This window comes from Mycobacterium heidelbergense, from assembly GCF_050205645.1.
GTDB lineage: Bacteria > Actinomycetota > Actinomycetes > Mycobacteriales > Mycobacteriaceae > Mycobacterium > Mycobacterium heidelbergense_A.
On record NZ_JBNMQT010000009.1, the window covers coordinates 172,218 to 189,571 of the forward strand.

The 17,354-nt window shown below is 67.7% G+C and carries 16 protein-coding genes and 1 pseudogene; 8 read left to right on the top strand and 9 right to left on the bottom strand.

The genetic code is table 11. The features are described from left to right. Nucleotides 1-11 precede the first annotated feature (11 nt). Genes ACQI5H_RS12890 through ACQI5H_RS12900 form a run of 3 tightly spaced genes read left to right on the top strand, consistent with a single transcriptional unit; the run spans nt 12 to nt 2,369 of the window. The gene (locus ACQI5H_RS12890) at nt 12-977 is read left to right on the top strand and encodes a metal-dependent hydrolase (RefSeq protein WP_427079747.1); all 966 of its coding nucleotides are present in this window, start codon (nt 12-14) and stop codon (nt 975-977) included. 8 nt (nt 978-985) lie between these two features. Then, nucleotides 986-1,162: a ferredoxin gene (locus ACQI5H_RS12895; RefSeq protein ID WP_427079748.1), complete on the top strand. Its 177-nt coding sequence runs from the start codon at nt 986-988 to the stop codon at nt 1,160-1,162. 4 nt (nt 1,163-1,166) lie between these two features. After that, nucleotides 1,167-2,369, top strand: a complete 1,203-nt coding sequence (locus ACQI5H_RS12900) for an NAD(P)/FAD-dependent oxidoreductase (RefSeq protein ID WP_427079749.1) — start codon at nt 1,167-1,169, stop codon at nt 2,367-2,369. On the opposite strand, the gene ACQI5H_RS12905 is transcribed toward ACQI5H_RS12900, so the two are convergent. The 6 genes and pseudogenes from ACQI5H_RS12905 to ACQI5H_RS12930 all read right to left on the bottom strand — a co-directional run bounded on the left by ACQI5H_RS12905 (nt 2,366) and on the right by ACQI5H_RS12930 (nt 8,121). After that, nucleotides 2,366-3,868: a class I adenylate-forming enzyme family protein gene (locus tag ACQI5H_RS12905; RefSeq protein WP_427079750.1), complete on the bottom strand. Its 1,503-nt coding sequence runs from the start codon at nt 3,866-3,868 to the stop codon at nt 2,366-2,368. The two genes, ACQI5H_RS12900 and ACQI5H_RS12905, sit on opposite strands and share 4 nt — an antisense overlap. Then, nucleotides 3,865-4,800, bottom strand: coding sequence for an acyl-CoA dehydrogenase family protein (locus ACQI5H_RS12910; protein WP_427079751.1), 936 nt, complete (start codon nt 4,798-4,800; stop codon nt 3,865-3,867). Before ACQI5H_RS12910 ends, ACQI5H_RS12905 begins: the two co-directional genes overlap by 4 nt. Continuing rightward, nucleotides 4,797-5,954, bottom strand: a complete 1,158-nt coding sequence (locus ACQI5H_RS12915; RefSeq protein WP_427079752.1) for an acyl-CoA dehydrogenase family protein — start codon at nt 5,952-5,954, stop codon at nt 4,797-4,799. Before ACQI5H_RS12915 ends, ACQI5H_RS12910 begins: the two co-directional genes overlap by 4 nt. Then, on the bottom strand, nt 5,951-6,406 hold the full coding sequence (locus ACQI5H_RS12920) for an acyl-CoA dehydrogenase family protein (protein ID WP_427079813.1): 456 nt from the start codon (nt 6,404-6,406) through the stop codon (nt 5,951-5,953). Before ACQI5H_RS12920 ends, ACQI5H_RS12915 begins: the two co-directional genes overlap by 4 nt. A gap of 15 nt (nt 6,407-6,421) precedes the next feature. After that, nucleotides 6,422-7,045 (bottom strand): annotated as a pseudogene (locus ACQI5H_RS12925) (acyl-CoA dehydrogenase family protein); the annotation flags it as partial. After that, a complete protein-coding gene (locus ACQI5H_RS12930; RefSeq protein WP_427079753.1) occupies nt 7,042-8,121 on the bottom strand; it encodes an acyl-CoA dehydrogenase family protein in 1,080 nt (359 codons plus the stop codon). The pseudogene ACQI5H_RS12925 and the gene ACQI5H_RS12930, both read right to left, overlap by 4 nt. A gap of 71 nt (nt 8,122-8,192) precedes the next feature. On the opposite strand from ACQI5H_RS12930, the gene ACQI5H_RS12935 reads away from it, so the two are divergent. Next, nucleotides 8,193-9,065: an LLM class flavin-dependent oxidoreductase gene (locus tag ACQI5H_RS12935; RefSeq protein WP_427079754.1), complete on the top strand. Its 873-nt coding sequence runs from the start codon at nt 8,193-8,195 to the stop codon at nt 9,063-9,065. Here the strand turns inward: ACQI5H_RS12935 and ACQI5H_RS12940 are convergent. Both ACQI5H_RS12940 and ACQI5H_RS12945 read right to left on the bottom strand, forming a co-directional pair. Beyond that, a complete protein-coding gene (locus ACQI5H_RS12940; RefSeq protein WP_427079755.1) occupies nt 9,028-9,747 on the bottom strand; it encodes an SDR family oxidoreductase in 720 nt (239 codons plus the stop codon). The genes ACQI5H_RS12935 and ACQI5H_RS12940 overlap by 38 nt on opposite strands. Before the next feature lie 30 nt (nt 9,748-9,777). Further along, nucleotides 9,778-10,599 carry a FadR/GntR family transcriptional regulator gene (locus ACQI5H_RS12945; RefSeq protein ID WP_427079756.1) on the bottom strand — a complete coding sequence of 274 codons (822 nt, stop codon included), beginning with the start codon at nt 10,597-10,599 and terminating at the stop codon, nt 9,778-9,780. 64 nt (nt 10,600-10,663) lie between these two features. On the opposite strand from ACQI5H_RS12945, the gene ACQI5H_RS12950 reads away from it, so the two are divergent. Together ACQI5H_RS12950 and ACQI5H_RS12955 are read left to right on the top strand one after the other, a co-directional pair. Continuing rightward, complete coding sequence (locus ACQI5H_RS12950; RefSeq protein WP_427079757.1) at nt 10,664-13,048, top strand: CoA transferase; 2,385 nt, start codon at nt 10,664-10,666, stop codon at nt 13,046-13,048. Between the two features lie 17 nt (nt 13,049-13,065). Further along, a complete protein-coding gene (locus tag ACQI5H_RS12955; protein WP_427079758.1) occupies nt 13,066-13,257 on the top strand; it encodes a ferredoxin in 192 nt (63 codons plus the stop codon). 1 nt (nt 13,258) lies between these two features. On the opposite strand, the gene ACQI5H_RS12960 is transcribed toward ACQI5H_RS12955, so the two are convergent. Further along, the gene (locus ACQI5H_RS12960; protein WP_427079759.1) at nt 13,259-14,506 is read right to left on the bottom strand and encodes a cytochrome P450; all 1,248 of its coding nucleotides are present in this window, start codon (nt 14,504-14,506) and stop codon (nt 13,259-13,261) included. A gap of 142 nt (nt 14,507-14,648) precedes the next feature. Here ACQI5H_RS12960 and ACQI5H_RS12965 point away from each other — a divergent pair, with 142 nt between their 5' ends. Then, nucleotides 14,649-15,767: an aromatic ring-hydroxylating oxygenase subunit alpha gene (locus tag ACQI5H_RS12965; RefSeq protein ID WP_427079760.1), complete on the top strand. Its 1,119-nt coding sequence runs from the start codon at nt 14,649-14,651 to the stop codon at nt 15,765-15,767. Nucleotides 15,768-15,770: 3 nt separating this feature from the next. Next, the gene (locus ACQI5H_RS12970; RefSeq protein WP_427079761.1) at nt 15,771-17,336 is read left to right on the top strand and encodes an AMP-binding protein; all 1,566 of its coding nucleotides are present in this window, start codon (nt 15,771-15,773) and stop codon (nt 17,334-17,336) included. Nucleotides 17,337-17,354 lie beyond the last annotated feature (18 nt).

The window sequence follows — 17,354 nt, forward strand, 5'->3', positions numbered from 1 at the left end:
AGGAGCTTCTCATGCCAGAGGTCCAACTTCACCACGAAGGACACCCGAAGTATCGGCGGATGGTCCGTTTCGATTGGTCGGACACACCGCTGCACTGGGTGCCCGGCGACCCGTTCTCGACCCACATGATCAACGTCCTGCATCTGCTGCTTCCCGAGGGCGAGCGGCACTTCATCAAGGCCGTCCTGGAGGCGTCGTCGCTGGTCGACGACCCGGAGCTGGAGGCGGCCATCAAGCCGTTCATCCAGCAGGAGTCCTGGCACGCCTGGGCGCACCAGATCGTGCTGGACCACCTGGCCGAACAGGGCATCGACACCAAGCCGTACACGGACCGGCTCGGGAGACTGTTGTCGATAACGCTGGGCGATGCCCCCAGGTGGTTTCCGCCCGCGATGAAACGGTGGTGGCTGTATCGACGGCTGGCCGACGTGGCCGCGCTGGAGCATTACACCGCAATGTTGGGCCAGTGGGTGCTTTCGAACCGGGGCCTGGACTATGCGAAGGCCGACCCGATGATGCTCGACCTGCTGCGCTGGCACGGCGCCGAGGAGGTCGAGCACCGCTCGCTGGTGTACGACGTCTTCCAGCACGTCAGCGGCAACTACTGGATCAGGGCGTTCTCGATGTTCTTCACGACACCGTTGTTCGTCGGCTGGTGGATCGCCGGAGCTCGGTACCTGATGGCCCAAGACCCGACCATCGATGCCAAGTGGCGCTGGCGGGACTGGCTGTGGGCCGCCCGCGAGTACCGGTTGCCGGGCCCGTGGAAGCTCATGGTTACGACGCCGGTCCGGTATCTGCGGCCCAGCCACCATCCCAACGACGAGGCGTCCACGCAGATGGCGGTCGACTACCTGAACTACTCGCCGGTGGCGAAGGCGGCCCAGGAACGGGCGCGGTCCCAGGCGAAGTCGGGCGGACCCGACGGTTCCCGCGGGGTTTCCGGCGTAGCAGCGGAAAGGGCTGAGGTTCGATGAAGGTTTCGGTGGATCTAGACACCTGCGACGGCAACGGCGTCTGCATGAGCATTTGCCATGAGGTGTTCGACGTGCGAGAAGACGGGCTCCACTTGCTCCAGGACGAGCCGCCGGCGGAGTTGCGCCAGCAGCTGATGGGCGCAGAAGTGTCTTGCCCGACGCAGGCGATCAAGGTGGAGGACTGAGCCGATGCGGAGTCGTCAGCTGAATGATGTGGTCGTTGTCGGCGCGGGCGTGGCAGGCACGCGGGCGGCAGAGACGCTGCGGCAAGAGGGCTACGACGGTGCGCTGACCATCGTGGGTTCCGAGCGGCAAGCCCCCTACCATCGCCCGCCGCTGTCGAAGAAGCTGCTTACCGGCGAGGTGCACCGCGCGGGTGTCGACCTAGCGCCGCAATTCGACTTCGAGGCTCGTGTGCTGCGCGGGGCATCGGCGCTCAAGTTGGACATGGCCGCGCGCGTGGTCCACGTGCGCGACGAAAACCAGGATCTGGCAGTGAGATTCGACGGGCTGGTGATTGCCAGCGGTGCGGTGCCGCGCCAATGGCCGGGCCCGGTTCCCGACGGAGTGTTCTTGCTGCGCACGGTCGAGGATTGCCTGGCGATCCGCCAACGGTTGGGCTCGCGGCCCCGGGTCGTGGTGGTCGGCGGCGGGTTCATCGGTGCCGAGGTTGCCGCGAGTTGCCGGTCGCTGGGCCTGGACGTGGTGCTGATCGAGAAGGCCAGCAGTCCACTGCTGGCCGCCTTGGGCGGCGAGCTGGCACCTCGTTGGGCGGACCTGCACCGCGACCATGGCGTGGACTTACGGGTCGGGGTGGGGGTCGACGCGTTCGTCGGTAACGGTCGCGTGGAGGCGGTTCGGCTCACCGATGGTTCGCAGGTTCCGGCCGATCTCGTCGTCGTCGGACTGGGCGTGACTCCCGCGACCGATTGGCTCGAGGGCTCGGGATTGCGTGTGGACGACGGTGTGGTCTGTGATGCCACGGGAGCGGTCGACGGCGGCACCGACGTCGTCGCCGCCGGCGACGTCGCGCGCTGGCTTCATCCGCTGTATGAACGGCACGTGCGTACCGAGCACTGGGACGATGCCGGACGTCAGGGCGCGGCCGCGGCCCGGACGCTGCTGGCGGGGCCGGACGACGCGGAGGCGTACGTCGACGTGCCATATTTCTGGTCCGATCAGTACGACGTGAAGGTGCAAATGCTGGGCGTACCAACCGATTACGATGCGCTCGAAGTTATCGAAGGCGATCCCGATACCTGGGAGTTCCTCGCGGCGTACGGACGTGGCGGTCGCACCATTGCCGTGCTGGGGACGGTCTCAAATCGGGTGTACGCCTACCGCGATGCCATCGCGCAGCGCGCCGAATTCCCGCCGAGACGGCCTGACTAGCCGCCCCGGGCCGCGATCATCGCCGAGCGATTGACCTTGGTCGCCGCTGTGCGGGGAATCGCGTCGACGAACTCGACGGTCTTGGGGGCTTTGTAGTGGGCGAGCCGGCTTTTGGCGTACTCGATCACCTGCTGCTCGGTGAGTTCGTCTTGGCCGTCGGCGAGTTGCACCACGGCATGCACGCGACGTCCCCACTGTGGATCGGAGAGCCCGATGACCACGACATCGGCAATGCCCGGGTGGCCCGCGAGCGCCGACTCCACCTCGGCGGGAAAGACATTGGCGCCGCCGGTGACAATCATGTCGACGCGGCGGTCGACGATATAGAGGTAGCCGTCGTCGTCCAGGTATCCGATGTCGCCGGCGGAAACGAAGCCGTCGTCGGTCGACGGCAGCGGCGCCGCCCCGCCCAAGTAGCGGGATCCCGCGCTCATCGGCGCGCGCAGATACACCTCGCCGTGTTCGCCCGGGCCAAGCGGTTTCTTGTCGGCGTCCAGGATCCGGATCTCGGTGTCGCGGAAGCCGCGGCCGACGCTGCCCGGGTGAGCGAGCCACTCGTCGGCCCGCAACGCGGTCAGCCCGAGGTTCTCGGTCATGCCGTACGCCGTCACGATCCGCTCGGGGCTGAGCAGCTCGCACCAGGTGCGCATGAGCGACGGCGGCATCACCGCGGCGCCCTGCAGGATGAAGACGACGCTGGACAGGTCGCGCCGCCGGACATCGGGTCGGGCCGCGATGCGCGACAGCATGGTGGGCGTGGCCGTGAAGTTGGTGATCCGATAGCGCTCGATCACGTCCAAAACCAGTGCCGCGTCGAATTTTTCGAGCACCACCAGATGGTCGCCGGCGAGCAGGAAAAGGAAGGTGGCGAAGCCGTTGGTGTGATACATGGGGGCGGGCACCATGATGGTCTGGGGCTGGGCCACAGGCGTCCAGTTCGACAGAAACGGTTCACCGTGCTGCGGCGTCCACAGCGACGGCGCGAGGCTGAGAATCACCTTCGGCACGCCGGTCGACCCGCTGCTGCAGATGCCGTTGGAATGGGGGGCAACGGCCTCGGGCAGCGGGCTCGTGGACTCACCGGCCGCGCGCGCCTCCAACTCCCAGCGGGTGGTTTCGTCGACGACGACCGCAGGGTCGATCACCTCGCGCACCCGCTCGCGCTCCCACTCGGGCAGGTCCCAGTGCATGGGCACCGGAACCGCGCCGATCTTCCAGCACCCCAGCGTGGCGAGCACCAGGTGCACCGAATTCGGGATAGCAAGCGCGACAAGGGAACCCGACTCGGCACCGCTGGCCGCCAGCGCACGTCCCCACTGGTTGGCGCGTGCATCGAGCTCACCGAAGGTCAGCGACGGCGCGCTGCCGTCGAGCCCGACGACGGTCACCGCCGGGTGGTCGCGCCGTTCTTGGGCGAGCTGCGCCAGTTTGGTCCCGAACGGGATTCCGTCTTCGAGCGGATTGGGCGTTGCCGAAGGCGCGACGGGCTGGGTGCTCATGCCGATACCGGAGCGCTGAACAGTGTCTCCAGCGAGCCGTCCGGCACGCCGGGTATCAGCCGCAGCGCCAACTCCTCGGTGCTCAACGGCAATCGGATCAGCGGCTGGGTGTGCCGGTCGAGCACGCTCACGTCGGACTCGTCGCAAAAGCCCAGCGCGCCGAGCAATTGATGCGAAGTGCGCAGCACCTGCCTCGCGGTATCGGATGCCCTGAGCCGAAGGACGAGCGCGTCGGCCGAACGGACTTGCGGTGCTACCGATTCCGGACGGGAGATGGTGTATTTGGCGAGCTCATGGAGTCCGCGCACCGCGACGGCGGCATCCGCGACGGCGAACCGGACCGCCTGGAAATCGGCCAGCGGCTTGCCGAACTGGATGCGGGCGCGCACATGTTCGGTGACGATCCGCAGCGACTGCTGCACCGCTCCCAGAATCCGCCATGATCCCAGCACGAGATGAAGATTAACGTCGGCGGCCGGGACGGTTCCATCGGGTGCGCTCAGGGTGGCCGGCACCAGAAACGGCCCGAGTTTCGCGTTCGTCCGCGGCCCGGGCTGCGGGTGGTACCGGTTGCCGTCCAGATCCGCGGCGATCCAGTCGCCGGGCAGGTCGCCGTGATCGATGCGCGGCGCGTCCGGATTCACCAGGGCCAGGCGGGCGCCGTCGATCGTCAGCAGCTCTTCGACGAGCGGATAGGGCAGCGCCGTCGCGCCGGCGGACTGGCAGAGCACCGCGGCGGCCAGCAGATCATCGACCGCCGAGCGGACGTCGAGCTCGAACGCGCCGACCTCGCTCAGCGCCGCGCGCGCCGACCGCCGAACCTCGTCGTCGGTCTCGGCGCGCAGCGCCGCCGGCGGCCCGCCTAACCGAGTGAGCCGCTTGGTGGCAACGTCGGCGAAGTCGCAAATATCTTGTGGCAGATCGGTTTTCACCGGTGTTCTCCCAACACGTCACGTGCCACCAGCATTTTCTGCACCTCGATGGTGCCCGATGCCACGGTGGCCGCCTGTGCGTAACGCCAATGGTCTTCGATCGCTCCGTGCAACGGTGCCGAGGCGCCGCTGTCCAGCGCGGCCGGACCCAGCACGTCGAACAGGAGCTCGGCCACCTGCTGATCGCACGTCGTGGTGACGATCCGCGCGGCGCTGGCCGCCGCGCCTGCCGCGGCATCGTCCTGCAGCGACACCGCCCGATAGGCCAGCAGCCGGGCCACCCGGAGGTCCACCAACGCCCGCACCCAGCGGGCGCGAATCGATTCGGGCAACCCATTCCAGTCGTCGCCGAGTTCGGTGCGCATCCGGTCGAGCAGCGATTCACAGCGGGCGTACCGCGCGATGCCCACCCGCTCGAATGCGAGCGCCTCGCGCATCACCCGCCACCCGTCGCCGATCTCGCCGAGCACGTCGCCGGGGTACGCCGGCACGTCGTCGAGAAACATCTCGTTGAGGTGATGCGGCCCGAGCATCGATCCGATTGGCCGGACGGTGAAACCGGGCCGGTCCATCGGGATCAGAAAGAGGGTGAGCCGCTTGGGCTTTGGGGCCTCGGGGTCGGTGCATGCCGCCAGCACGCACCAGGACGCCATCAGCGCGTACGACGTCCAGACCTTCTGGCCGGTGATGCGCCAGCCGTCACCGTCGGGCGTGGCGCGGGTACGCAACGACGCGAGGTCGGTGCCGGCTTCGGGTTCGGAGAATCCTTGACACCAGATCACGTCGCCGGAGGCGATGGCCGCCAGATGCTTGGCCTTCTGTTCGGCGGTGCCGTAGCGCATCAGCGCCGGACCCACCCAGTTGATCCCCATATATTGCGGACCGCGGGGCTCGTGCTGGGCCCACATCTCCTCGCGCAGCACCGTCTGCTGCCATACCGAACCACCGCCGCCCCCATGCTCTTTCGGCCAGGCAAGCGCCAGCAGGCCCTCGGAAGCCAGCAGCTTGCAGAAAGTTTCGGTGGTCGCCAGGTCGCGCGGATCGTCGGTGCAGGCGCCCAGGAAGTCCGCGGGTATGTGATTGGCTATCAGCTCCCGCAAGTGGTTTCGCAGTTGGCCGGCATCGTCGCCGAGGTCATAGTCCATCGTGGTCATCCCTTCGGCAGCCCGAGCAGCCGCTCGGCGACGATGTTGCGCTGGACCTCCGACGTTCCGCCGTAGATGGTTGCCGCCAGCGCATCCTGGCGTTCGAAGAGCAGATCCGGGTCGCCTGCCGAACGCGGACCCGCCGCGGCGGCGCTGAGTTCCCAAACACGTTGCAGGGTAACCGATCCGAGCAGTTTCAGGATGTCCGCTTCGGGGCTAGGTCGACCGGCCAATTCGTTGCCGAGCGCGCGGTAGCCGGTGGCTCGCAGGGCTTCGGCATCGGCGAGCAGCGAGCCGAGCTCGGTGTAGAGGTCGTCGTCGTGGGTGCCGCGGACCGAGTCGAGACCCCGCTTGATCTCGACCCAGTTCATGACCCAGATCATCTGGCGCTCGTGCTGCAGCGAGGCCAGCGCGACGTTCCAGCCGCCGTTGAGCGGCCCCAACAGGTTTTCCGCGGGCACCTCGACGTCGTCGAGGAAGACCTCGCAGAACGTCTCGTCGGAGATCGACGCCATCCGGATGGGTTCGACGCGCACCCCGGGCGAGTGCAGGTCGAGGATCAGGCAGGAGATGCCGCGGTGTTTCGGTGCGTCCGGATCGGTGCGGGCGTACAGCGTGCACCACCGCGACTCGTGCGCCTGGGTGGTCCAGATCTTGTGACCGTTGACCCGGAACACCTCTCCGTCGCGCTCGGCGCGGGTGCGCAAGCCGGCGAAATCCGACCCGGCTTCGGGTTCGGACATGCCCAGCGCCCACCATTCATCGCCGCGCAGCAGGGGCACGAGCAGGCGGTCGATCTGCGCGGGTGTGCCGAACTGACGAATTCCGGGCGCGGCGACGTTGGGGCCGGCGATGTTGGGCAGCTTGGGCGCCGAGCGCAGCGCCCCCTCGAGCCGCACTTCCATGGCGTCGCGCAAGCCCAGCGATCGACCGCCGTGCTCGCGGGGCCAGGTCGGTTGGATCCATCCGGCCTCGAACGCGACCCGCTGGTAGTCGCGCCGCAGTGCGAGGTCCCAGCGGTACCGCCGGTAGTTCTCGTAGTAGTCGTTCGGCAGGAATTCCGTCAGCCAGGCGCCGAATTCCCGCACGACGGCGCTCACGCCGCGCCTCCCGCAAAACGGCGGCCCACCGCGTGGTAGAGCGCGCGACTGTCGCCGAGCAGCGCGGCGCCCTGCCAGGCGTGCCGGACATAGAGGTGGATGTCGTGCTCCCAGGTCTGCGCCAGCGCGCCGTGCACCTGCACCGCGGTGCGTGCACAATTGGCCGCCGCGTCGCCGGCCGCCGCCTTGGCCAGCGCCGCGGCGGTCCAGGCGTCCGCGGGTGCGACGCCGGGGTCGCCGAGGCGGGCCGCCGCCGCATACGTGAGGCTGCGGGCGCGTTCCAGGGCGACGTAGTTGTCGGCCAGCGCGTGTTTGATCCCCTGGAACGCCCCGATCGGGGTACCGAACTGACGGCGCGCCTTGGCGTGCTCGACGGATCGGTGCAGGGCGGCGCTCGCCACGCCGACCAGGTCGGCCGCGGCGGCCACCAACGGCGCGGTCAACGCCGACCCGACACCGACCGGCGCGGTCGCCAACGGCTCGACGTCGATCTCCACGTCGGCCACCGGTTGTGCGGGGTCGGTCGATTCACCCGACGACGCCGGCGTCACCCCGTCGCCGCAGCGGGCCACCGCCACCAGGACGCCGCCATCGGATCGGGCCAGCGTGACGATCAGCTCCGATCGGGACAGGTTGGGCACCGCGACGGCCCGGCCGCGCAGGCGCCCGTGCCGGAGGGTCATCGGGGCCCCGGGCAGGCGGCGGTCGGGGGAGTGCACCGCCAGCGTCGCGACGACGCCGCCGGCGATGTCGGCCAGTACCGCGTCGAGGCCACCGGCGCGCAACGCGCCCGCGGCCAGGCCGACACTGCTGAGCAACGGGATCGGCGCGATCGCGGCGCCGCACTCCTCGAGAACCACCGCCAGCTCGACGGGCCCGTAATCGCCGGTAGCCCCTTCTTCTGAGGGTGCGGCAAGTTCCGTCCAGCCGAGGTCGACGACCGTCTTCCACACGGCGCGCCAGCGCTCCGGGTCGGTCATCGCTTGGCGGGCGGCGTCGGGGGGACACTCCGTGCGCAGGATGTCGCGCACAGTGTCGCGCAGCGACAGCTGCTCCGAAGTCAGACCGACATCCATAAGACCCCTAACATAATAAAAATAGTAAACTAGCGACGCTGTTGCAATCGGCGCGAGCATTAGGTGGGTGCATGGTCGAGTGGTATCTGTTCCTGCCGCAGGTGAGGTTGTCCGCGGCCGCCATCGCCGACCGGGCACTGCACGCCGAGGCCAGCGGCTTCGACGGAATCGCCTTCATCGACCATCTGGAAGCACCCGGGCTGCCCAACGAAAGCATTTGGGAGGCAATGGCGATTGCGACGTGGGTGGCGGCCAAGACCCAGCGGCTGCGGATCGGCCACCTGGTGCTGTGCGACGCCTTCCGGCATCCCGCCGTGCTGGCCAAGCAAGCCGTCACCCTCTCGGAGGCTTCCGAAGGGAGATTCGACCTCGGCCTCGGCGCGGGATCCTGGCCCGCGGAATTCACCAGATTCGAAGTGGGCCAACAGGATCCGGTGGCCCGCGTTGCGCAGCTCGGCCGTCACCTGGCCCTGCTCCGCCAATACTGGGGCGACGGCGCCGACGAGGACGGCCCCGTTCAGCTCCCCAAACGGAACCATCCGATACCGCTGGTCCTGGGCGGCAGCGGACCGCGCATGATGGAACTCGTTCGTAACCACGCGGATTGGTGGAATCTGCAGGCGGATCGCATCGACCGGCTGCCGAAGCTGGCCCCGCAAACGGGATCCGCGCGGATCTCGGTTCAGCAGATGATCGGGTTCGCCCGGTCGGGCGACGATCCGAACACAGTCCGCGAGGTGAGCACCCGACGATTCGGCAACCTGGGGTCGGGCCTGGTGTGTGGCGACGCCGACGAGCTGATCCGGCACTTCGCCGCTCTGGCTGCCCAGGGGGTCGAGCGGTTCTATGTGTGGTTCGCTGATTTCGCCGTGCCCGATTCGCTGCGTGAGTTCGGCGAATCGGTGATCAAGGCGTTTCCTGACGCCGGCGCCGGGCTTCGGTAGGCACCACCGGCGGGCGGGCATACGGACCCCGCTGCACGGCGGAAAGCCGTATCTCCGGCAGGTCGACCGAGGGGTCGACGGTGTCCAGCCACGCGACCGCTTCCGCGACGTCGGACACCCGAATTGCGTACATCTCGAAGGGAACATCCTGCAGCATCTCGGTTTCCACCGGGCCCGGCGTGACGATGTGCACGGCGATGCCGTCGCGGTCGACCTCGAGCGCCAAGGCGCGTGCGAACGCGTTCATGCCGGCCTTCGACGCGGAGTAGGCGGTGCGAGCCATCATCGGTTCGTGCGCCGCCGACGACGAGATGAACACGAACCGCGAGCCCGCGCGCATTCGGGGCAGCGCCGCGGCCGTGACGACGAAGCACGAATCCAGGTTGGCCGAAATGATCGTCCGCCACTGCTCGAAAGTCTGCTTGCGCGCGTAGGTTCCGCCCAACGTGCCGGCCGCGTGGACGACGAGGTCGATCTTTTCCAATGTGCTTATCGCAGAAGAAAATCCGTCCGGGTCGGACGCGTCGGCCACGACGTATCGCGCACCGAGTTCCTCGGCGGCCGCGCGCAAGGGGCCCTCGCGCCGCGCCACCAGCACCACGTCGTAACCCAGGTCGCACAGCTTGCGACCGCATCCCTTGCCGATCCCGCCGCTGCCGCCGGTGACCACTGCGGTTCGCATGGACTTGCCACTCACCCAGCGGGCTGCCTCTCAGGAGTGCCGGATATCCCGCGGGCGGGACAACGCCTGCGGCGAAAGCGCATAGATCCGTTGATCGGGCCGACCGGACAGCACATACGTTTGCGTGTCCGCGAGGTGGCGCCCCGCGATGCGGCGAGCCCGGTCGACGTCACCCTCCGCGATGGTCTCGGTCAGCTTGGTGTGGGTGGCCAGAACCGCACGGCGCTGAGCCAGCGACGGGTAGGTGCCGCGCGCGGCGCTCTCGTCGGCCCACTGCTGTTCGTGGCTGGTCCACAGCGTCTCCAGGCTGCCGACGACCGCGATGATGGTGTGGTTTCCGCAGCCGCGGACCATGAGATCGTGGAATTCACGGCCGATTTCGGTGAAAAGCCGGCCGTCGTCGAGGTGCTCGGCCATCGCATCGTTGACCCGCTTGAGCTCGGGCACCAAGGTGTCGGCCCGGTCCGGCCGCTGGGCCGCCAGCGCGGCGCAGGCCGGCTCGAGTTCCTGCAACGCCATGCCCAGATCGGCGACCGCTACGGACTCGCTCTGCAGCAGCAGGCCGAGCATGTAGGCCGCGCTGGTCTTCGCCGGCGCATGCACGACGGCGCCGCCCCGGTTGCCCCGGCGAACCGAGACCAGCCCCTCGGTCTCCAGGATCCGCAGCGCCTCGCGCAGGGAGACCAGGCTGACGTTGAACTGTTCGACCAGCACCTCCTGGCGGGGCAGCAGATCGCCGTCGGCGAGCTCGCCGTCGATGATCTGGCGGCGCAACTCGTCGGCTACGATTTCGGCGATCCGCGGCGCCGACAACCGGCGCCTTGCGTCGGTCCCAATTCCCAAGGCGGTCATCCGATCCTCGTTACAAGCAACTGGCTGGCTTAGCTATCTTAGCAGTAATGGTATAAATAGCTGGGTGAGTCGCGGATCCGACACCCGGCCGACACCGCTGCACGACCTGCGTGTCGTCGAGATCAGTGACCGGATCGCCGGCAGCTACTGCGGCAAGTTGTTGGTCGACGCTGGGGCGCAGGTACGGAAATTCGAACCACCGCAAGGGGATTCGTTGCGGCGGTATTCCGCCACCTGTTCGGCGGTGCCAGAGGGCTCCACTTCCCCGTTGTTCGGCTACCTCAACGCGGGCAAGCGCAGCATGACCATCGCCGAGGACGCCGAACGCTATCGCGCCGAACTGGCCGCCGCCGATGTCGTGGTCGTCACCGCGGGCCGGTCGCGGGCGGCGGCGCTGGGGATCGATCCGGATGTGCTCCTGGCCGATTCGCCGCGGGCGGTCATCGTCACCATCTCCGACTTCGGCTGGACCGGACCATACGCCGACCGCGCCGCCAGCGAGTTCACCTTGCAAGCGTGGGCCGGCTCCCCCGGCTTCCGTGGCGATCCCGCCGGGCCCCCGATCACCATCGGCGGAGACCTCGGCGAGTACATGGGGGGCGTGTTCGCCGCGTTCGGTGCGCTGGCGGTGCGCCGACGCGTCGAGCGCGGCGGGCCCGGCGAGCATCTCGACCTGTCCATGCTCGAGGCGATGACCCTGATGCAAAGCAGCGAGTGGTTGCATTCGCAGCTGCTGCGGGTGCCTCCCATCAGCCGCACCACCGAGGTGCCGTCGATCGAACCGGCCAAGGACGGCTACGTCGGGATCACCATGGTCACCGGCCAGCAGTGGCTCGACTTCCTGGCGATGGTCGAATGCCCCGGGCTCGAGGAGATCGAGCAGCTGCGCTTTCAGATCGGCCGTTGGGAATACCGCGACCTGATCCGCGAGCAGATTCACCCGTGGCTCGCCGAACGGACCGTGGCAGAGATCGTCGAACTCGGGCAGTTGTTCCGGCTTCCGATCGCGGAGCTGGGCAACGGCTCCACCATCCGGGACATGGAGTACATGACGCAGCGTGGGGTGTTCGTCCGCAACCCCGCGGGCTTTCACCAGCCCCGTTCGCCGTGGCTGATGGACGCGTGCGCCCCCGCGCCACCCGCGCCCACCGCAGCCGTCGGTGCGGATAACGACGAGTCGCCTTGGCGGAAGAGCGAATTCGATCCGGAGCCGGCGCCGAGGACGCGACCACTCGAAGGCGTACGCATCGTCGACCTGACCGCATTCTGGGCCGGGCCGGCCGCGACCCACCTGCTGGCCGCCTTCGGCGCCGACGTCGTCAAAGTGGAGTCGGTCCAGCGGCCCGACGGCATTCGTTACTCGGGCGGGATGCGCACCGATGTGGACGATTGGTGGGAGTACGGGTGGGTGTTCCACGCGATGAACACCAACAAGCGTTCGGTCACACTGGATTTGGGCTCCGACGACGGGCGCCGCCTCTTCAAGAAGCTGGCTGCCGGCGCCGATGTCGTGATCGAGAACTTCTCGCCGCGGGTGATGGAGCAGTTCGGACTCACCGCCGACGTGCTGTTGGAGGTCAACCCCAAACTCGTCGTCGCCCGGATGCCCGCGTTCGGGCTGTCCGGCCCGTGGCGCGACCGCGTCGGATTCGCCCCGACGATGGAACAGATCGCCGGCCTGGCCTGGGTGACCGGACTGCCCGACGCTGCGCCGGTGGCGCCGCGGGGAGCGTGCGACCCGCTGGCCGGCGTGCACGCCGCCTTCGCCGTGCTGGCCGCGCTGAACTTCGCCGAGCGCACCGGCACGGGACAGCTCGTCGAGCTGCCGATGCTGGAAGCCGCGTTGAACGCCACCGCGATACAGGCGATCGAGTCCGAGGTCTTCGGGGTGACCTTGAGCCGCCGTGGCAACCGCGGGCACTGCGACGTGATCCAGAACCTCTATCGCTGCGCCGGCTCGGACGATTGGATCGCGGTCACGGTGCAAGACGACCGGCAGTGGCGAGCCCTGGTCGATCTGATGGATCGGCCCGCGTGGTGTGACGAGGGCCTGGGCACGGTCGCCGGCCGGCGCGAGCATGCCGACGACATCGACCGCCGGCTGGCGGAGTGGTTCGCGGCCCAGCCCCTGGACTCGGCGGTGGAGCGGCTGGCCGGCGCGGGCATTCCCGCGGCACCTGTCGTGTCGCCGTCGCTGGTGACCGACAACCTCCAACTTCGTCATCGGGGATTCTTCGAGGCGCTGGACCATCCGAGTACGGGGGCCGGTCTCTATCCGTGCCCACCGTTCGCGGCGCTGGCCGGTCAGGAAAGGTGGCTGCAGCGTCCGCCGCCGCGGTTGGGCGAGCACAATGGAGAGATACTGCGCGATCGGTGCGGGCTGACCGATGACGAACTAAGGAAGCTTGCCACCGGCGGGGTGATCGGGACCCGCCCCAAAGGCCTATAAGAGTTAGGGGACATCTGATGCGCGTCACCGTCGACGAGAACCTGTGTGAAGCCAACGGCTTCTGCGAATCCATCGCGGCCGACATATTCGAACTGGGCGACGCCGACGTCGTGCAGATCGCGGACGGCCCGGTGCCGCCCGAGCGGGAGATCGACGTCCGCGCCGCCGTCGACCAGTGCCCGAAGGCCGCGCTGCGGTTGGTCGACTGACCTATCGCTGGTTGAGCGATATCGACATCTCGTCGTAGATCGACATGTTGGTGGTCAGATTCGGATAAGTCACTGTGGCCGGGCCGATTTCGATGTCGTCGCAGCGCAGCAGCAGTTCGTCCAACACCGCGCGAAGTTCCGCGCGTGCGAGCATCGCGCCCAGGCAGTGGTGCGGCCCGCCGCCGCCGAAAGCCACGTGGGGATTGGGCTGTCGGCCGATGTCGAAGGTGAACGGCGAGTCGAAGACCTCGTCGTCGCGGTTGGCCGAACGCAGCATCGACACCACCCGGTCGCCCTGCGGGATGTGCTGACCGTCCATCTCCACGTCGACCTTGGCGGTGCGCGTCCAGTACGCCACCGGCGACGCCCAGCGCAGCACCTCCTCGACGGCGGTGGGCCGCAGTTCCTCGTGATCGCGATACCGCTGCGCCTGTTCGGGATTGGCCACGAACGCCTGTAGCCCGATGGCCAGAGCGTTCTTGGTGGTGTCGCTGCCGGCGAACGTCAACACGAAGAAGAAGAACTCGAGTTCGTTGGCGGGCAGGCTGAACTCTTCGCCGTCGTCGCCGGTGATCACCGCGGACGCCAGCGTGCTCCAGATGTCGTCGGCGGGATTGCGCCGCTTTTCCGCGGTGAGCTCCATGGCGTACCCGAAGATGGTGGCGTAGAGATCGGTATAGTCCTGCCGGCTCGGCCGGGCCCCGGGCGAATTGGCCTTCAGGATGCGGTCGAGCGAATCGAAGATCCGCGGCCGGTCTTCTTCCGGTATGCCGATGATGTCGCCGATGACCGTCATCGGGAGCGCGTCGGCGACGTCGGAGATCCAGTCTCCGCCTCCCTCGGCGAGCAGGTGGTCGATCATCCGCGCCGCGCGCGCCCGAATGCCGTCCTCGAGTTTGGCGATCGCGCGCGGATTGAACGCGTGGGAGATCAGCTTGCGGCGCTTGTTCAGCCCCGGCGGGTCCATGTTGATGATCGTCGGATACGACGAAAACATGCCGACCGGCTGGATCAGCGGACCGTCAACCGCGGTGAACGAATCGGTGTCCCGGTGCAGGCGAACCGCGTGGCGGTGCTTCGTAGCCACCCAGAATTCGCGCCGAACCGTGTCCGAAAACAGCTGGGTGACGCCCGGCGTCAGCTCGTGCCGGAAAAGCGGCCTGGCGCGGCGCAGCTCGGTGAACAGCCCGTCGGGAAAACCGTTGCGCCACAAGGCGAGGTCGGATAGATCCACCGCCGCAGCCGTCATATGCAACCTCGCTCTAACCGGACGCGCCTGGCGCCGCGTTGACGTTCAATGCTTAAGATAGTAAAAATAGATCCAGACGTCGAACCGCGGTCGGCCCAGTAGCGCTCGGCTCCTGCTGGTCCAGGCGGGATACGGAGTACTCGTGACGCATACGATTTCAGACCCAACCGAGTCCGATCCGTCGGAACGGGAGTTCGGACAGGGTGGCATCGCGCTGTCGACCTACCGGTTCCCCACGGGCTGGTTCATTGTCGCCTTCGCCTCCGATCTGCGGGCCGGCCAAGTCAAGCGGCTGCACTACTTCGGCGAGGAGCTGGTGCTGTTCCGCACCGAGTCCGGCGAGGTCCATGTGATGGACGCTTATTGCCAGCACCTCGGCGCCAACCTGGGCGTCGGCGGCACCGTGGAGGGCGAGAACATCGTCTGCCCCTGGCATGGGTGGCGCTGGCGCGGCGACGGCACCAATGCGCTGATCCCGTACAGCAAGATCGGCTGCAAGAACAACGTCCGCATCCGCACCTACCCGAGCCAGGAGTGGTACGGCTTCATCGTCGTGTGGCACGAACGTCATGGCCGGGCGCCGTACTGGCAACCGCCGGTGCTGCCCGAACTGGAAACCAACGAGTACTACCCACTGCACCCGCACACCCAGATGCTCAACCGGGTCAAGGTGCACCCGCAGATGATCATCGAGAACGCGGCCGACCCGTACCACGTGCAATACGTGCACAAGGCCGCCAACCCCGCGACAACGGCCTCATTCGAGGTATCGGGTTATCACCTGCACGCCACGGTCAACGCGCATTTCGGCGGCGGCCGGGCGTCGACTTGGTTGACCCCGAACGGGCCGGTCGACGCCAAGATCATCTACGACAACTACTCGCTGGGACTGGGCATCGTGCGATTCCCCAGCGACTTGGTCGGCACCATCCAGGTCACCGGGCAGACGCCGGTCGACGAGGACTACACCGACTACTTCTACACGCAGGCGTCCGTTCGCGAGCCGGGCGACACCGGCGACGTGCCCACCGGCCGTGCCGCCAAATTCCTGGCCCTGCAGCAAGAAGTCATCAAACAGGACTTCTTCACCTGGGAGAACATGAAGTATCTGGAAAAGCCGAACCTGGCGCCCGAGGAGGCACACGACTACGCCGCCCTTCGCCGCTGGGCCCACCGCTTCTACCCGGGAACCCAACCTTCGCCCACCGACTTCGGCTACACCGCCGCGGGTGAGCCCGACCCGGCGGCTGCCAAGGCCTGAGACTTGCTCGGTCCCTCCGATTTCGGCGTCGATCGTTTCACCGTGCCGGCCGTGCTGGATCGCCGGGCCGAGCAGTACCCCGATCGGGTGATGATGTCGATCGGCGGAGTCGACGTGACCTTCGACCAGATGCGCCGACGATCCTGCGCCGCCGCGCATGTGCTGACCGAAATGGGCGTCGGCCCAGGGGAATGCGTGGCGCTGTTCACCGCCACCTGCCCGGAGTGGGTCTACTTCTGGCTGGGCGCGGCGCGCATCGGCGCGGTAAGCGCCGCGGTCAACGCCGCGAACAAGGGTGACTTCCTGCTGCACACTCTGCGATTGGCCCAGGCCAAGGTGATCCTCACCGACCCCGAGCGACGCTCACGCGTCGACGAGGTCGCCGACGAGTTGGACACGGTGACTCACATTGTGGTGCAAGACGATTCACTCGCCGCAGTGCTGAGCGCCGCGCCGGCGGGCGGCGGCGGTGACGCAGCCGCAAGCGCCGACCAGCTGGGATCGCTGTTTTACACGTCGGGCACCACCGGGCCGTCGAAAGCGGTTGCCACGACGTGGCATTACCTGTTCTCGGTGGCCGCGACCGCCGCCGCGGCATGGGAATTTGGCGCCGGGGAGGTGCTGTGGACGGCGATGCCGTTGTTCCACCTCAGCGCCGCGCCCAGCGTGCTGGCCCCGATGCTGGTCGGCGGAACGACCGTGCTGGCGCAGGCTTTCCATCCCGGCGAGGTATGGGATGACATCCGCGCCCGCGGCGCCATCGGTTTCGCCGGCGCCGGCGCGATGGTCTCGATGCTGCAGAACCTGCCGGCCGATTCGCGTGACGCGCAGTTGCCGCTCCGTTTCATCTCGGCCGCACCTATCGACGCGAACTCCTACCGTGCCATCGAAAAGCGTTACGGCTGCCGCATCGTCACGATGTACGGGATGACCGAAGCGTTTCCGATCGCCGTCAAGAGCGTGGCCGACGACGGGGTTCCCGGGACGTCGGGCCGGCCCAACCCCAACTTCGATGTGCGCATCGTCGACGAGGACGGCAGCCCGGTGCCCGCCGGCGCCGTCGGAGAGATCACCTGCCGAGCCAGGCACCCGCACGTGATGAGCGAGGGCTATGTGAGCCAGGGCCTGCAGGTTGCACCGCACCCGGAGTGGTTCCGCACCGGCGACCTCGGCCGGCTCGACGCCGACGAGAACTTGACATATGTGGACCGGATCAAGGATTCGCTGCGCCGGCGCGGCGAGAATGTCTCCTCGGTTGAAGTGGAAGCCGTCGTCATGCGTCATCCCGCGGTGGCCGAAGCCGCCGCGATCGCGGTGCCCAGCGAGCTGGGCGAGGACGACATCCTGCTGATCGTCACGTTGCGCCCCGGGGCGACACTGGATTACGCGGAGCTGCTCGACTTCTGCGCCGCCCGCATGCCGTACTTCTGCGTGCCGAGATTTGTCGAGACGGTCGATGAACTCCCAAAGAACGTCATTGGACGAATACGTAAAGATCTCTTGCGAACTCGGGGATTGAATCCCGGCGCCTGGGATCGTGAAAGGCACGGTTATATCGTTGCGCGTTGAATTGAGTTAGCGTTACAA

Excerpts from the sequence above, each read along its gene's own strand:
- ACQI5H_RS12945 (WP_427079756.1), bottom strand. The coding sequence starts at position 10,599 with ATGACCGCCTTGGGAATTGGGACCGACGCAAGGCGCCGGTTGTCGGCG.
- ACQI5H_RS12915 (WP_427079752.1), bottom strand. The coding sequence starts at position 5,954 with ATGACCACGATGGACTATGACCTCGGCGACGATGCCGGCCAACTGCGA.
- ACQI5H_RS12955 (WP_427079758.1), top strand. The coding sequence starts at position 13,066 with ATGCGCGTCACCGTCGACGAGAACCTGTGTGAAGCCAACGGCTTCTGC.
- ACQI5H_RS12900 (WP_427079749.1), top strand. The coding sequence starts at position 1,167 with ATGCGGAGTCGTCAGCTGAATGATGTGGTCGTTGTCGGCGCGGGCGTG.
- ACQI5H_RS12930 (WP_427079753.1), bottom strand. The coding sequence starts at position 8,121 with ATGGATGTCGGTCTGACTTCGGAGCAGCTGTCGCTGCGCGACACTGTG.
- ACQI5H_RS12940 (WP_427079755.1), bottom strand. The coding sequence starts at position 9,747 with ATGCGAACCGCAGTGGTCACCGGCGGCAGCGGCGGGATCGGCAAGGGA.
- ACQI5H_RS12890 (WP_427079747.1), top strand. The coding sequence starts at position 12 with ATGCCAGAGGTCCAACTTCACCACGAAGGACACCCGAAGTATCGGCGG.
- ACQI5H_RS12960 (WP_427079759.1), bottom strand. The coding sequence starts at position 14,506 with ATGACGGCTGCGGCGGTGGATCTATCCGACCTCGCCTTGTGGCGCAAC.
- ACQI5H_RS12905 (WP_427079750.1), bottom strand. The coding sequence starts at position 3,868 with ATGAGCACCCAGCCCGTCGCGCCTTCGGCAACGCCCAATCCGCTCGAA.
- ACQI5H_RS12935 (WP_427079754.1), top strand. The coding sequence starts at position 8,193 with ATGGTCGAGTGGTATCTGTTCCTGCCGCAGGTGAGGTTGTCCGCGGCC.